Raw genomic sequence first — 13692 nt, 5'->3', positions numbered from 1 at the left:
GTGCCTCGGGCCGGCGGCGTGCCGCGTTGCCTCAGCCCTTGAACCAACCGGAGCGGGCGGGGGCGAGGTTCTGGTAGATGTGCTTGGCCTCCTGGTACTCGCGCAGCCCGGTGGGACCCAGCTCGCGCCCCACGCCGGAGCGGCCGAACCCGCCCCACTCGGCCTGCGGCACGTAGGGATGGAAGTCGTTGATCCATACGGTGCCGTGACGCAGCCGCCCGGCGACGCGCTGGGCGCGGCTCGCGTCGGAGGTCCACACGCCGCCCGCCAGGCCGTAGCGGGTGTCGTTGGCCAGCTCCACCGCCTCGTCCTCGGTGCGGAAGCGCTCGACGGTGACGACCGGGCCGAAGACCTCCTCCTGGACGATGCGCATGGAGCGGTCGCAGTCGGCGAAGATGGTCGGCAGCAGGAAGAAGCCGCTGCTCAGGTCGGGGTCGTCGGGGCGGGTGCCGCCGGTGACGAGCCGGGCGCCCTCCTCCTTGCCGAGGGCGATGTAGCTCTCGACCTTCTCGCGGTGCTCGGCGGAGCTGAGCGGGCCGCTCTCGGTGCCTTCCGCCAGGCCGTTGCCGAGCCGGATCTGCCGCGCACGGTCGGCGTAGGCCTCGAGGAACCGGTCGTGCAGGGAGTCCTGGACGAGCAGGCGCGAACCGGCCGAGCAGACCTGTCCGGAGTGCAGGAACGCGGCGTCGAGCGCGTAGTCGACGGCGGCGTCGAAGTCGGCGTCCGCGAAGACGATGTTGGGGTTCTTGCCGCCCAGTTCCAGGGCGATGTTCCGCGGCCCCTCCGACGCGCTGGCCATGATGGCCCGTCCGGTGTTCAGACCGCCGGTGAAGGACACCAGGTCCACGTCGTGGTGGCTGGTCAGGGCCGCGCCGACGGTCGCGCCGGGGCCCAGCACCAGGTTGGCGACGCCGGGCGGTGCGCCGGCCTCCTCGATGAGCCGGATCATCGCGATCGTGGTGAGGGGCGTGACCTCGCTGGGTTTGAGGACGAAGGTGTTGCCGGCGGCCAGCGCGGGCGCCACCTTCCAGGAGGCCTGGAGCAGCGGGTAGTTCCAGGGGGCGATGAGCGCGCACACGCCGAGCGGCTGGTAGACGACGCGGCTGAGGACGTCCGGGCCGACGTCCACGATCCGGCCGCCGTCCTTGCCCGCGAGCTCGGCGAAGTAGCGGAACGCGTTCGCCACGTCCTCCACGTCGATACGGGCCTCGGTGAGCGTCTTGCCCGTGTCGAGTGTCTCGGTGTGGGCGATCTCCTCCTGATCGCGCATCAGCAGGTCGCGCACGCGCAGGAGGAGGTCCGCCCGGTCGCGGGTCGGGGCGTTCGACCAGTCGCCCTTGTCGAACGCACGCCGGGCGGCGCGCACCGCGCGGTCCACGTCGGTGGCGTCGGCCTCGTCGACGGTGGTGACGACAGAGGCGTCGTAGGGGTTGACCACCTCCCGCCGTCCACCGGCCGTGGCCTGTGTCCACTCGCCGTCGATGTACAGCTCACCCACCGCGGGGCCTCCTTCGCATCCGGCCGGTGCCGATCGGCTCGACGGTCAGCAACATGGCCCATCGGGCGGGCGTCGGCCACGTGGCGCACCGCCGTGCTTGCGTCCGGGTGACCCAGAGGACCCGGGTGGGCTAGGGATCTTCCCCCTGGAGCCGTTCGCCGCCGTGCGCCACGGGGCACCGCTCACGGCATCCGTTCCGCCGCCCGGTCCTCCTCGTCGGGCGCCACCATCGCCTGGGTGAGCGGAATCCGCGCCAGTGCGAGGACGCCGGCGGCGATCAGCGCGACGCCGAACAGCTGGGGCAGCAGCCACCACCCGGTGCGGATGCTCTCCTCGTAGAGCGTGATGCCGAGGGCGAGGCTCACCAGCGCGTCGCCGAGGGTGAGCGCGGGCTGCGAGGCAACCAGCGGACCGGCCTGCATCGCGTTCTCCAGCAGGAACAGCGCGCACACGCCGGTCGCGGCGAACGCGTACGTCTGCCAGGCGGAGAGGAATCCTCCGAGTCCCTGCTCCTCGAGGATGTGTGTGGAGGCCTTCATCAGCGCCGCGGTCAGCGCGTAACTGATCGCCGTCGCGGCACCCAGACAGGCGGCCCGGGCCCGGCCTTCCGGGCGCCGCAGGGCGGCGAGCGCGAGACCGGCGACCAGCCCCATGCAGACGGCGAGCGCGGGAATCCAGCGGTCCAGCTCCACGTGCGTGCGATTGCCGCTGGGGGAGGCGGCGGCGAGCGCGACCCCCAGCCCGGCGACCACCACCGCCACGGCCAGCCAGCCCCTGCCCGGCAGACGCCGGTGCATCAGCAGCGACGCGACGATGAGGGTGAGCGGCAGCTCCAGGATGAACAGCGGCTGCACGATCGTCAGCGGGCCGGTCGCCAGCGCGAGGGCCTGGCAGACGGCGGCGGCGATCACCGCGAGGATGCCGGCCAGCCATACGGGGCGGCGCAACAGGTCGAGAATGAGACCGGCCCGGAACCCCTTGGAACTCGGCACGGTGAGCGCCGCCTTGCGCTGGAGCACCGTCGCCACGGCGTTGCTCAACGCGGCGCAGATCGCGAAGAGGACCGAGAGCGGAGTGTGCAGCTTGGGCCACCTCCCGGATCGGCGGGCGCGTGACGCCGACCGGCTTGTGCCGGACATGGCCGGCCGGCTTCGACCGACCGTGGCCGACGGTGTTCCGCCGACCATGGTGGGCGGACTTCCTGGGGTCATGGTCGCCCGGACGGGCCGGCGTGCGCGATCGGAGGCAGGGGCTGCGGGCCGTTGACCGTGGGCCGGGTGGATGAGCGCGGGGGACCGTGCGGAGCCTGCGCCGAGCGTTGCCGTCGGCCCTGCGGCGACCGTGCCCGCGACGGTGGGTCGACTAGGGTGACCTGCGTGGACATGCTGCACCTGCGTTACTTCGTCGCCGTGGCCGAGGAGCTCAACTTCTCGCAGGCGGCCCGCAGACTGCACATGGCGGCCTCGCCGCTCAGCCGGCGGATCAAGGATCTCGAACGCGAACTCGGGCACGAGCTCTTCGAGCGGACCACGCACCGGGTCGCGCTGACCCCGTCCGGCACCGCACTGCTTCCCATGGCGCGCGACATCCTGGAGCGGGTCAACTCGATCCCCTGGCGGCTGAGCGAGGCGGTCCGCCCGCAGCTGGACAGGCTGTTCATCGGGATGCCCGCAGGAGTGCATCCGCTGCTGCGGGAGCGGGTCCGGCTGCTGGAGGAAGGCTGCCGGGAGGTGTGCGAACTCAAGCGCTGGCCCGGCACCTCGGCCGGCCTTGCGGAAGCGGTGCACGACGGCCGGCTGGCCATGGCGCTGGCCCGGCTGCCGGTCTCCGACCCGGCGCTCGAGATCATCGAGGTGATGCGCGAGGGGCTGGGCGCCGCCGTGCCCGCGGACCGGTTCGCCGGGCGCGCCTCGGTCACCCTCGAGGAACTGGCCGACCTGGCCTACGTGGCGTCCCCGAACGACGTCACCCCGGTCTATTTCGAGGAAATCGACGCCCGGCTGAATGTAGCCGGCGTGCGGAAAAGAATCCGCATAAACATGGCGGACTATTCCGGCAGCTCGGAACTGATTTCCTCCGGAATTGCGTTTTCGGTGACCATGATGTCGCCGCAGAGCCCCATGCACCGTTACCGGCTGGACAACGTCGCCGTGCTGCCCGTCGAGGACTTCCAACCCACCCTGTCGACCGGCCTGTTGTTCCGCAGTGAGCGGGCCGAAGCCGGTGGCGACCTGGGCGACGTCGCCGCCCGGGCCCGGCGGATCTTCGACGAGGTCATCACCGTCTGACGGGTTTTCAGGCGTTCCGGACCGTTCGGCACGGACAGTGTGTGACCGCTGTGGTCATGCCCTCGTTCGTCAGTTGATCATTCCCTTCCTCTTCGTTCGCGCATAACGTCTTCGGCGGAAACATTCGACATGAAACTATGTGTGAACAGGAGTGATGATGGACATCACGGCCGCCGACACCGAAGGTCCACTGGACGGCGTGCGGGTGATCGATCTGTCAACGGTGGTCATGGGCCCCTACGCGGCGCAGATCCTGGGTGATCTCGGCGCCGACGTCATCAAGATCGAGTCCCCGTCCGACACCGTACGGGTGGGCCCCTACCGCACCACGCCCGGAATGACCCCGCTCAACCTCAACGTCAACCGCAACAAGCGCAGCGTGACGCTGAACCTCAAGGACGACGCCGACCGCGCCCGCGCCCTCGACCTGATCGACAGCGCCGACGTACTGGTCACCAACATGCGCCCGGGCGCGCTCGCCCGCCTCGGCCTTGCCCACGCCGACATCGCCGCCCGCCACCCGGGCCTCGTCTACGCGCACGCCCAGGGCTTCCGCAGCGACTCCGACCGGGCCGGCAACGCCGCCTACGACGAGACCGTGCAGGCCGCCTCCGGCCTGGTGGACGTGGCCAACCGGGCGCTGGGCACCCCGGTGTACCTGCCGACGATCATCGGCGACAAGGTCTGCGCGCTGACCATCGTCTACTCGGTCCTCGCCGCGCTGGTCCACCGGACCCGTACCGGCACCGGCCAGTACATCGAGATCCCGATGACCGACACGCTCATCGCCTTCAACCTCGTCGAGCACCTCTCGGGGCATGTCTTCGAGCCGCCCGAGGGGCCCACGGGATTCCCGCTGTCGATGAAGCAGGGGCACCGCGCGGTGCCCACCCGGGACGGCCTCGCCTGCGTCATGCCGTACAACCCGCAGAACTTCCGGGACTTCTTCCTCGCCGTCGACCGTGCCGACCTCGCCGCGGACCCCCGTGTCAACGGCGCCTCCATCGCCGATGCCGACGTCGACGCGCTGATGGAGCTGGTGGCCCAGTGCTCGCCGGGCCTGACCACCGAGGAGTGGGCCCGGGTCTGCGCCAAGCACAGCATCCCGATGGCGCCCGTCCTCGAACTGGACAGGGCCGCGGAGGACCCGTACGTGCGTGACGGCCGGCTGCTCGACGTGGTGGACCACCCCAGCGAGGGCGCCATCCGCTCGGTCGGCATCCCGGTGCGGTTCTCCGCCACCCCGGGGTCGGTCCGCCGGCTCGCGCCGCTGCCCGGACAGCACACCGAAGAGGTCTTCCAGGAACTCGCCGCCGGCCGCTGACCGGCCGTCAAGCAAGGACACCACCACCATGCACAGCACCACCACCGAGGTGCGGACCGAGGCCATCGGCTCCGCCCTGCTCATCACCATCGACCGGCCCGAGGCGCGCAATGCGGTCAACGCGTCCCTCACCGCCTGGCCATGGAGCTGCTGCTGACCGGCGAGCCGGTCACCGGCGAACAGGCCGGCCTGCTCGGCATCGCCAACCGTGTCGTGCCGGCCGGGGAAACCGTGGCCACGGCACTGCAGCTCGCCGAACGGATCGCGCAAAACGCCCCGCTGGAGCCGGCCGCCGTCAAGGAGCTCGTCCGCGCCGCCGACGGTGCCTGCGAGGACTGGGCGTTCGCCGTACAGGCGCGGCACATGGCCCAACTGACCGCCTCCGCCGACGTACGCGAGGGCATGACCGCCTTCACCGAGCGTCGCTCGCCGGTCTGGCAGGGCCGGTAGCAGCCGAGGGAGAGCACGCATCCCGCACTGGCCAAGGCATACGTCACCTCCCGGATGCGCGAGGTCGTGGCCTGGTGCCGGGAGATCTTCGGCGGCAACGGCATCGTGCTCGACCACGACATCGCCCGCTATTCCGCCGACGCCGAGGCGATCTACTCGTTCGAAGGCACCCGCGAGAGCGCCTTCGTCTGATTGCGCCAATATAATGTGGGCGTTTGCCTGTAGTGCGCGTATGCAAGTAACGTCCCGGGGTACACAGCCACCGAATCCGTAAGTGAAAGGGGCTGGCAGGCATGCAGATCGATCTGAAGGGCCGCACCGCACTGGTCACCGGTTCCACCCAGGGCATCGGCGCGGCGATCGCCGCCGGACTGGCCCGCGCCGGGGCCCGAGTCGGCGTCAACGGCCGTAGCCCGGAGCGCGTGGAGCAGAGCGTCGCCGAGTTGGCCAAGCAGGTTCCGGGCGCCGAGTGGGTGCCGGTGCCGGCGGACGTGACCACTCAGGAGGGCGCGGACCAGGTGGCCGAGACGCTGCCCGAGGTGGACATCCTCGTCAACAACCTCGGCATCTTCGGCTCGGCCGACCCCCTGGAGATCAGCGACGAGGAGTGGCGGCTCTACTTCGAGGTGAACGTGCTGTCCGCCGTACGGCTGACACGGCTGTTCCTGCCGGGCATGACCGAACGCGGCTGGGGACGCGTGCAGTACATCGCCAGTGACTCGGCGATCGTCACCCCGGCCGAGATGATCCACTACGGCATGTCCAAGACCTCGTTGCTCGCGGTCAGCCGGGGGTTCGCCAAGCACGCCGCCGGCACGGGCGTCACGGTGAACTCCGTCATCGCCGGGCCCACCCACACGGGCGGCGTCGAGGACTTCGTCTACGAACTGGTCGACCGGGACCTGCCCTGGGACGAGGCGCAGCGCGCGTTCATGCGCAAGCACCGGCCGCAGAGCCTGCTGCAACGGCTGATCGAACCGGAGGAGATCGCGAACATGGCGGTCTACCTCAGCTCGGACCAGGCCTCGGCCACCACCGGCGGCGCGGTGCGCGTGGACGGCGGGTACGTCGACTCCATCCTGCCCTAGCTGTGCAACTGACTGAGGCCTATGACAGTGGGTTCTGGGCTTTCTGCCGGAGTCGTTCGTAGGGTGTTTGGCCGGTGAACAGGCCGTGGAAGCCGTACGGCACGATGTGCGGGGCCTGTGCCCGGGCCAGTACGTCCAGCGTCCGGGCGGACAGGACCAGCAGGGACGACGAGCCGTTCACGGAGTCGAGGACCAGGGACAGCAGCACACCGTCGTCCTCGTCGGCCGCGTCCGGGGCGGGGACGAAGACCGGCTCGCCGGGATAGCAGCCCTCCTCGTGCCAGGTCAGGGTCGCGCCCGTCCGGGTGTCGACCTTGACGAGCTGGTTGATGAAGTCGTCCTCGCGGCCGTCGTGGGAGCTCACGCCGTACGCGTACCGGTAGTCACGCCCGTTGTGCCGCTCGTAGGCGATGCGCGGCAGCTCCATGGACTCCCCCGCCAGCCGCTTCGTCTCGACGCGTCCGGTGCGCAGACCGATGCGGAAGCGGGTGGGATACGAGACCGGAACGCCCCCGCCGGCCCGCAGCCGGTCCAGGTAGAGCGCGTCGATCACCGAGGCGTCGGAATAGGCGCACAGATCGAGCACCAAGTCACCGTCGCGGCCCTCGTCCTCCCAGGCGTTGATGTGATGGAAGGCGAAGCACGCCGTCGTCTCGTACACCCCGCGCACGCCGCCCTCGCGCTGGTCGAAGACGATGAAGCGGGTGCCTCGCTCGGGATCCCAGCGGTAGTTCTCGATGAACGGCCGGCCGCTGAGGATCAGGCTGAGCGGGTTCACGGTGAGCGGGAACTCGGCCAGCACGACGTACCGGCCGGTGATAGCGAAGCTGTGCATGTACCCGGGCCTGGTGACCGGATGGCGGCCGATCAGCTCGCGTTTCGTGCCCGTCGGCGGCTGGCGGTGGACGCGGTACTCGCTGCGCCGCGCGAAGTGCGTCAGCTGGTTCACCAGATCGCCGGTGCCGGGGTCCTGGTGCGGGTGGGCGGTGGTGAGCTGGCCCTTCAGCGCGTCCTCGTAGCCGACGACACCGGCGGTCGCGAGCGTCTCGGGGTCGAACTCCACCGGCAGCGGTGTCTCGGTCAGCGCCACGAAGCGCTCGCCGAAACGGGCCACGCTGACGTTGGTGTTCGACACTTCCGGACGCGAGAAGGCGCTGAAGAAGCGGGCGAACAGGGAGCGGCACGGGTCGGTGGCGAACTCCGGATAGGCGATCCGGCCCGACTCGCGTGCGGCCCTGCTGCTGGGTGTGTCGACGAACCTGTTCGTGTAGGTGACCCGGCCGTCGGCGAAGGCGAAGCGGTGCAGCATCGCCTGGCCGTCGAGCCAGTGCCGGAACGCCCTGCCGGCGGCCCCGCTCCCGGCCTCGAAGCGTGCCGGGCCGTTGCGCAGCAGACTGCCGCGCAGCCATGTCGGCAGCGTGCCCTCCACGGGCAGTTTCCGGTCGCTGACCTCGGTGTCGAGGGTGCGGAACCCGGCCGCGTACCCCTTCTCCGTGTTCATGCGGATCACCTCACAGTCCACAGTGGACTATTGTATGTGTCATCAAGGCGACCACAGTCCACAGTGGAATGTCAAGGGAAGGCTCATGCCCGGTACCGAACTCAACGCGTCCGCGGCCTCGCTGCTGGGATTCCTGCACGCGGGCGAGGCCAGCGGCTATGAACTGGTCAAGCTCGCCGAGGAACTGATCGGCGACTTCTGGACCCTGACCCGCAGTCAGGTGTACCGGGAGCTGGCGACGCTGGCGGACCGCGGCCTCGTGCGTGCCGGGCCGGCCGGGCCGCGGGCACGGCAGCCCTACCGGCTCACCGACGAAGGTCGTGCGGCGTTCGCCGAGTGGGTCACCCGCCCGCCGGGCACCGAGCAGATCCGCTACCCGCTGCTGCTCACCATCGCGTTCGGTTCGGCCGTGGAGCGGGAGCGCCTGCTGGAGTTCGTCGCCGAGCACCGAGCCCTGCACGAGAGCAGGCTGGCCGGCTACCGGGAGCGCACCGCGGCCGGCGGACTCGACGCGTATCAGCGGGCGACCCTCGCCTTCGGGCTGCGCTACGAGGAGGCCGTCCTGGAGTGGATGGACGAGCTGCCCGGAATCCTCGGCGAGACCTGAGCCGCGGCGCGTCCCGCGCCGCCGGGCGCCCGTTGTGGCAGGTCAGCCGTCTGTCTCCGCGGGGGGTTCCGGCAGCGGCTGCTCGGCCCAGATGGTCTTGGAGTTGCGGCCGTAGCGCGTGCCCCACCGTTCGGCCAGCTGGGCCACCAGGAACAGGCCGCGGCCGCCCTCGTCGGTGCTGCTGGCCTGGCGCAGGTGCGGCGAGGTGCTGCTGCTGTCGGAGACCTCGCAGATCAGCCGGCCGTCGCGGATCAGCCGGAGCACGACCGGGCCGCCGGCGTAGCGGTAGGCGTTCGTGACCAGCTCGCTCACGATGAGCTCGGTGGCGAACGCGCACTCCTCCAGCCCCCACTCGGTCAGCCGGTCCGTGACCAGTGCCCGGGCCCGTGCGGCGGCGGTGGCCTCGGCCGACAGCTCCCACGTGGCCACCTGCTCCGCCGCCAGAACCCGGGTCCGGCCCAGCAGCAGCGTGACGTCGTCGGCGGACCGGTCGGGCAGCATCGCGTCCTCCACCGCCTTGCACGTGTGCTCCAGCGACTGGGCCGGACCGGACAGCGCGGTACGGAGCAAGGCGAGGCCCTGGTCGATGTCGCGATCGTCGGCCAGGAGGAGACCGTCGCTGTACAGAGCGATCAGGCTGCCCTCCTCCAGTTCCAGCTCGGCCGTCTCGAACGGCAGCCCGCCGAGGCCGAGCGGCGGTCCGGCGGGCAGGTCGAGCGGGCGGACCTGGCAGTCCGGCCCCAGCACCGTCGGAGGCGGGTGACCCGCGCGGGCCATGGCGCAGTGCCGGGAGACGGGGTCGTAGATCGCGTACAGGCACGTCGCGCCCAGGATCTGGGGCATGTTCGCATCGATCTGCTGCTGTTCGGTGGCCAGTTGGTCCACCAGGTCGTCGAGCCGGGCGAGGACTTCGTCCGGAGCCAGGTCGAGGTGTGCCAAGGTGTGCACGGCCGCGCGCATCCGGCCCATGGTCGCCGAGGCGTGCATGCCGTGGCCTACCACGTCGCCGACGACCAGCGCGACGCGCAGGCCCGACAGCGGGATGACGTCGAACCAGTCGCCACCGACCCCGGCGGAGGCCTGCGCGGGCAGATAGCGGTGGGCTGTCTCGACCGCCGGGTGCTCGGGCACCTCACTCGGCAGCAGGCTGCGCTGGAGGGCTTCCGCGGCCTGGTGCTGCTGGGTGTAGCGGCGGGCGTTGTCGATGCAGACCGCGGCTCTGGCGGCGAACTCCTCCGCCAGGGTGAGGTCGTCCTCCTCGAAGGGCTCCGGCCGCTGGGAGCGCCACAGGCAGACCAGGCCGAGGATGACACCGCGCGCGGTCAGCGGCACCACGATCAGGGAGTGGACGCCCATCGCGAGCGCCTTTTCGGCCCGGGCCGGTTCGGCGGCGAACCATCCCGAGTCGGGATCCAGGGTGGCCTCCAGGACCGGCCGACGCTCGGCCAGGCAGCGTGCAGGTGCCGTCCGGTCCGGAAAGTCGAACAGATGGCCCACGGGATACATCAGCTTCTGCGCGTCGGGCCGGATGCTGCGGACCGCCATCCTGCGCAGCGGACCCGTGGCGTCGGGTGCCGGCTCCTCGCCGCGCGGCACGGGCTCCAGCAGATCCACCGAGAGCGCGTCGGCGAGTTCGGGAACCGCCGACTCGGCCAGCTCACGTGCCGTCGTGGCCACATCCAGGGTGCTGCCGATCCTGGCGCCGGCCTCGTTGAGCAGCGCGAGCCGGCGACGGGCCCGGTGGCGGTCGGTGACGTCCTCGACGATCTCGGTGACGCCCAGCACCCTTCCGGACGGGTCCTGCATCCGGAAGGCGGAGATGGAGATGAACAGTTCCTTGCGGGTGTCGCTCAGCAGCCGTGCCGGTTGCTCGGCGAAGATCACGGGCCTGCCCGTCTCCAGGACCGACCGCAGCTTCTCCTCGGCGAGCTCCGCGTCCGCACCGAGGAGGAACTCGCCCGCGCGTCGCCCGCGGTACGCCTCCGGCGGCAGTCCGCCGAACCTTGCGACCGCCCGGTTCATCCGCAGCACACGCAGGTCTGGCCCGAGAACCACGACACCCACGGGGGACCGGCTGAAGAGGCCGTCCAGCACGCCCCTGTCGATCTCCCACTGGATGACGTCCTCGGCGCGCGAGCCGACGAGAAGCCACTCGACGCTGGAGTCCAGGCGTTGCACGCACCGGGCCCTGAACCCCACGTACACGCGGTCGCCCGCGCGGTGCCGTACCGGCAGCACCCCGAACCAGCCGCCCTCCCGCAGGCACGCGTGCGTCGCCTCGGCGATCACGGACTCGTCCCCGCTGTCGACCAGGACCTCGCGGACCGGCCGGCCCAGCACCTCGTCGGCCCGGTACCCGAGCAGCTTGGTGGCCTGCTCGCTCCAGGCGACGACCCGACCCCTCCTGTCCACAACGGCGGAGGCGGACTGGTGGATCGAGAACGGATCCTCCGGGCTCTCGCTGAGCGTCGTCGGGGGTGTGTCGTGCATCGCCCACCCGTCCCGCGCCGTTCGCGGGGCCGTACTGCGGCCCCGGGGCGCTCCTACCGTTCGGCATGCCTGGCAGCGGCTCAGTCCCAGTATCGGGTGTACGGGCACACCGTGCCTCGGAAACTGCTCCTTACGGTCCGGCCGGCAAGGTCATCGCGGCAGAGCCCGAGCCAGGAGAACCGCCACGTCGTCGTCGGCGCCCTCGGGCATGACGTGGGCCAGGAGGCCGTCGCAGATCTTCGCCAGTGGGCGGTCCGGCTCCCGCAGTGCCTGTGCCAGACGATGCATGCCCTGGTCGAGGTCCGTGCCGCGGGTCTCGATCAGGCCGTCGGTGTACATCACCAGAAGCCCGTGCGCGGGGAGGACCACCTGCTGGACCTCGCAGTCCATTCGGCCGACCCCGAGGGGTGGGCCCGCCGGGCAGTCCAGGAAGGTGACCGTGCCGCGCTCGTCGGCGACCACGGGCGGCGGGTGACCCGCCCTGGCGATCAGACACAGGCCGGTCCGCGGATCGTGAACGGCGTACAGGCACGTGGCCATCTCGTTGTGGCCCAGATCCGCCACCACGGCGTCCAGGGCGGGCAGCACCTGGTCGGGCGCGGGCTCCCGGCGGGCCAGGGTCCGGATCGCCGTGCGCAGCTGCCCCATGACCGCCGCCGCGTGGATGCCGTGCCCCATCACGTCCCCGATCACCAGGGCGGTCCGGTCGTCCGACAGGGCGATGGCGTCGAACCAGTCGCCGCCGACCTCGTGGTCACCGGCCGGCAGATAGCGCCCGGCGAGTTCCAGTCCGTCGACGGGAGGCAGGACGGGGTTCATCAGGCTGCGCTGGAGGGTGAGGGCCGCGTCGCGTTCCCGGCTGTACATGCGCGCGTTGTCGATGTTCAGCGCGGCCCGGGCGACCAGTTCGTCGATCAGCAGCGTGTCCTGGTCGTCGAACGGCCCGCGATGCCGGGTCCGGGTGACGATGACCGCGCCGAGCACGCTGCCGCGGGCCACCAGCGGGATCAGGCGCGCCGCGCCCACATGGGTGCGCAGGTAGGAGCGCAGCCGGTCGGCGCCCGGGGCGATGATCATGGGGCCGATGTCGGACCGGGACAGATTCATGGGCCGGCCCGCCGTGATGACGTGCTCGTACACCGAGCCCTGCGGGACCTGCTGGGTCATGCCGACGGCGAGTTCGTCGGCCGGCGCCGCCGGATCGGTGAAGGACGCCGCCGCGCGGCGCACCACGCCGTGCGCGGATGCCGCGGTCTCGTCCGGGGCCACCGCCTCCTCCAGCAACTGCACGTCGGCCGAGTCGGCCAGCCGGGGCACCAGCACGCGGACCACCTCCTGCGCCGTCTGCCGCAGATCCAGCGTGGAACCCATCTGCGTGCCCGCCTCCGCCAGCAGCGCGAGCCGCCGCCGCGCCCGCTCCGCCTCCAGGTGGGCGCGCTGTCCCTCCGTGACGTCGATCACCGAAGCGATCAGTCCGATCCGCCGGCCGGCGCCATCGAGCAAGGGTGCGTAGGAGCAGGACCACGTCCGCAGCAGGTCAGGCTGCTTCGTGCTGACAGCGGAGTAGCGGAAGTCCACCACCGCCTCACCCCGGTCCAGGACCTGCCGCATCACCGACTCCAGCGCCTCGGTGCCGGGGGCGACCTCGCTCACGCGCCTGCCGACGTGCTCCGCCACCGGTACGCCGTCCACGCGGGCCAGCGCCTGGTTCACCCGCAGGAAACGCAGGTCGGAACCGAGCATGGCCAAGCCGATCGGGGACTGGGTGAACAGCCCCTCCAGAGCCGCCAGCGCATCGCGCATCTGCTCCACGGCGGTCGTCTCCGCCGCGATGGCCATCACGCCCGTCCGCCGCCCGTCCGCGATCGGGCAGATCCACATGTCCATGTCGACCAGATGTCCGTCCCGATGCCTAACCGGCAGCCGTGCGACGACCGCCGCGCCCCCCTGCACGGTCCGGGTGAGCCGCTCGGCCAGGTCGCGGTTCTCCTCGGGGACGAGCACACGGTTGGCGTCCTGGCCCATCACCTGCTCCGGGGTGTGACCGAGCAGGTCGTGGGCGGCGAGCGACCACTGCGCCACGCGACCCTCGGCATCGGCAACCCACAGGGCCAGCGGCAGCAGATCCTGGAACACCCCTGGGTGTCCCACCGCGGACATGCGCCGGTCGGGGGTTTCGCCGACCGCTTCGTGCGCATGCGCACCGTAGGGACTGGCGCTGGTCATAGGGGCACCTCGCTCACCCGACACCGGCCCACCGCGCGCCGCGGGTGCGCGACGGACCGACGCCACCCTTGACCACAGGAGGCTCAAGGACAGCGTAGGCCCGTCCGGCCGCTCAGGGGTCGTCGGTGCGTGGTGACAGGTTGCCGAACCTGGGCAGGTGAGGGTGGAGATCGAGAGTGGCCCGGCTCACATGGCGTGAGAGAGGCGCCGCCGACACCAT

General features: G+C 71.1%; 11 protein-coding genes and 1 pseudogene. 7 read left to right on the top strand and 5 right to left on the bottom strand.

The annotated features are described in order from the left end of the window. Window positions 1-31 precede the first annotated feature (31 nt). Together OHT51_RS02720 and OHT51_RS02715 are read right to left on the bottom strand one after the other, a co-directional pair. Window positions 32-1498, bottom strand: a complete 1467-nt coding sequence (locus OHT51_RS02720) for an aldehyde dehydrogenase family protein (protein ID WP_328877245.1) — start codon at window positions 1496-1498, stop codon at window positions 32-34. A 182-nt stretch (window positions 1499-1680) separates the two neighbouring features. Continuing rightward, on the bottom strand, window positions 1681-2637 hold the full coding sequence (locus OHT51_RS02715) for a DMT family transporter (protein ID WP_443052384.1): 957 nt from the start codon (window positions 2635-2637) through the stop codon (window positions 1681-1683). 243 nt (window positions 2638-2880) lie between these two features. Between OHT51_RS02715 and OHT51_RS02710 the strand changes: the two genes are divergently transcribed. The 6 genes and pseudogenes from OHT51_RS02710 to OHT51_RS02685 all read left to right on the top strand — a co-directional run bounded on the left by OHT51_RS02710 (window position 2881) and on the right by OHT51_RS02685 (window position 6648). Next, window positions 2881-3786 carry a LysR family transcriptional regulator gene (locus OHT51_RS02710; protein ID WP_328884218.1) on the top strand — a complete coding sequence of 302 codons (906 nt, stop codon included), beginning with the start codon at window positions 2881-2883 and terminating at the stop codon, window positions 3784-3786. Between the two features lie 154 nt (window positions 3787-3940). Beyond that, window positions 3941-5110: a CaiB/BaiF CoA transferase family protein gene (locus OHT51_RS02705; RefSeq protein WP_328877244.1), complete on the top strand. Its 1170-nt coding sequence runs from the start codon at window positions 3941-3943 to the stop codon at window positions 5108-5110. A gap of 28 nt (window positions 5111-5138) precedes the next feature. Next, complete coding sequence (locus tag OHT51_RS02700) at window positions 5139-5267, top strand: hypothetical protein (protein ID WP_328877243.1); 129 nt, start codon at window positions 5139-5141, stop codon at window positions 5265-5267. Next, entirely contained in the window at window positions 5252-5560 is a 309-nt protein-coding gene (locus tag OHT51_RS02695) for an enoyl-CoA hydratase-related protein (RefSeq protein ID WP_328877242.1), read from the top strand. Before OHT51_RS02700 ends, OHT51_RS02695 begins: the two co-directional genes overlap by 16 nt. A gap of 18 nt (window positions 5561-5578) precedes the next feature. Beyond that, window positions 5579-5752: pseudogene (locus OHT51_RS02690) on the top strand (acyl-CoA dehydrogenase family protein); the annotation flags it as partial. Window positions 5753-5853: 101 nt separating this feature from the next. Continuing rightward, complete coding sequence (locus OHT51_RS02685; protein WP_328877241.1) at window positions 5854-6648, top strand: SDR family NAD(P)-dependent oxidoreductase; 795 nt, start codon at window positions 5854-5856, stop codon at window positions 6646-6648. Between the two features lie 19 nt (window positions 6649-6667). Here the strand turns inward: OHT51_RS02685 and OHT51_RS02680 are convergent, their stop codons facing one another. Then, window positions 6668-8149, bottom strand: coding sequence for a carotenoid oxygenase family protein (locus OHT51_RS02680; protein ID WP_328877240.1), 1482 nt, complete (start codon window positions 8147-8149; stop codon window positions 6668-6670). Window positions 8150-8234: 85 nt separating this feature from the next. On the opposite strand from OHT51_RS02680, the gene OHT51_RS02675 reads away from it, so the two are divergent. Beyond that, window positions 8235-8756: a PadR family transcriptional regulator gene (locus OHT51_RS02675; protein ID WP_328877239.1), complete on the top strand. Its 522-nt coding sequence runs from the start codon at window positions 8235-8237 to the stop codon at window positions 8754-8756. A gap of 42 nt (window positions 8757-8798) precedes the next feature. On the opposite strand, the gene OHT51_RS02670 is transcribed toward OHT51_RS02675, so the two are convergent. Beyond that, window positions 8799-11246: a SpoIIE family protein phosphatase gene (locus OHT51_RS02670; protein WP_328877238.1), complete on the bottom strand. Its 2448-nt coding sequence runs from the start codon at window positions 11244-11246 to the stop codon at window positions 8799-8801. Between the two features lie 150 nt (window positions 11247-11396). Then, entirely contained in the window at window positions 11397-13472 is a 2076-nt protein-coding gene (locus OHT51_RS02665; RefSeq protein WP_328877237.1) for a SpoIIE family protein phosphatase, read from the bottom strand. Between the last annotated feature and the right edge of the window lie 220 nt (window positions 13473-13692).

Source organism: Streptomyces sp. NBC_00299 (genome assembly GCF_036173045.1).
Taxonomy (GTDB): domain Bacteria; phylum Actinomycetota; class Actinomycetes; order Streptomycetales; family Streptomycetaceae; genus Streptomyces; species Streptomyces machairae.
The sequence above is the reverse complement of the archived record's forward strand: the minus strand, read 5'-3'. Positions and strand labels throughout refer to the sequence as shown.

What these genes read in the sequence shown, in the direction of transcription:
- OHT51_RS02675 (WP_328877239.1), top strand. Translation starts at nt 8,235, where the DNA reads ATGCCCGGTACCGAACTCAACGCGTCCGCGGCCTCGCTGCTGGGATTC.
- OHT51_RS02700 (WP_328877243.1), top strand. Translation starts at nt 5,139, where the DNA reads ATGCACAGCACCACCACCGAGGTGCGGACCGAGGCCATCGGCTCCGCC.
- OHT51_RS02665 (WP_328877237.1), bottom strand. Translation starts at nt 13,472, where the DNA reads ATGACCAGCGCCAGTCCCTACGGTGCGCATGCGCACGAAGCGGTCGGC.
- OHT51_RS02685 (WP_328877241.1), top strand. Translation starts at nt 5,854, where the DNA reads ATGCAGATCGATCTGAAGGGCCGCACCGCACTGGTCACCGGTTCCACC.
- OHT51_RS02680 (WP_328877240.1), bottom strand. Translation starts at nt 8,149, where the DNA reads ATGAACACGGAGAAGGGGTACGCGGCCGGGTTCCGCACCCTCGACACC.
- OHT51_RS02695 (WP_328877242.1), top strand. Translation starts at nt 5,252, where the DNA reads ATGGAGCTGCTGCTGACCGGCGAGCCGGTCACCGGCGAACAGGCCGGC.
- OHT51_RS02715 (WP_443052384.1), bottom strand. Translation starts at nt 2,637, where the DNA reads ATGTCCGGCACAAGCCGGTCGGCGTCACGCGCCCGCCGATCCGGGAGG.
- OHT51_RS02705 (WP_328877244.1), top strand. Translation starts at nt 3,941, where the DNA reads ATGATGGACATCACGGCCGCCGACACCGAAGGTCCACTGGACGGCGTG.
- OHT51_RS02670 (WP_328877238.1), bottom strand. Translation starts at nt 11,246, where the DNA reads ATGCACGACACACCCCCGACGACGCTCAGCGAGAGCCCGGAGGATCCG.
- OHT51_RS02710 (WP_328884218.1), top strand. Translation starts at nt 2,881, where the DNA reads ATGCTGCACCTGCGTTACTTCGTCGCCGTGGCCGAGGAGCTCAACTTC.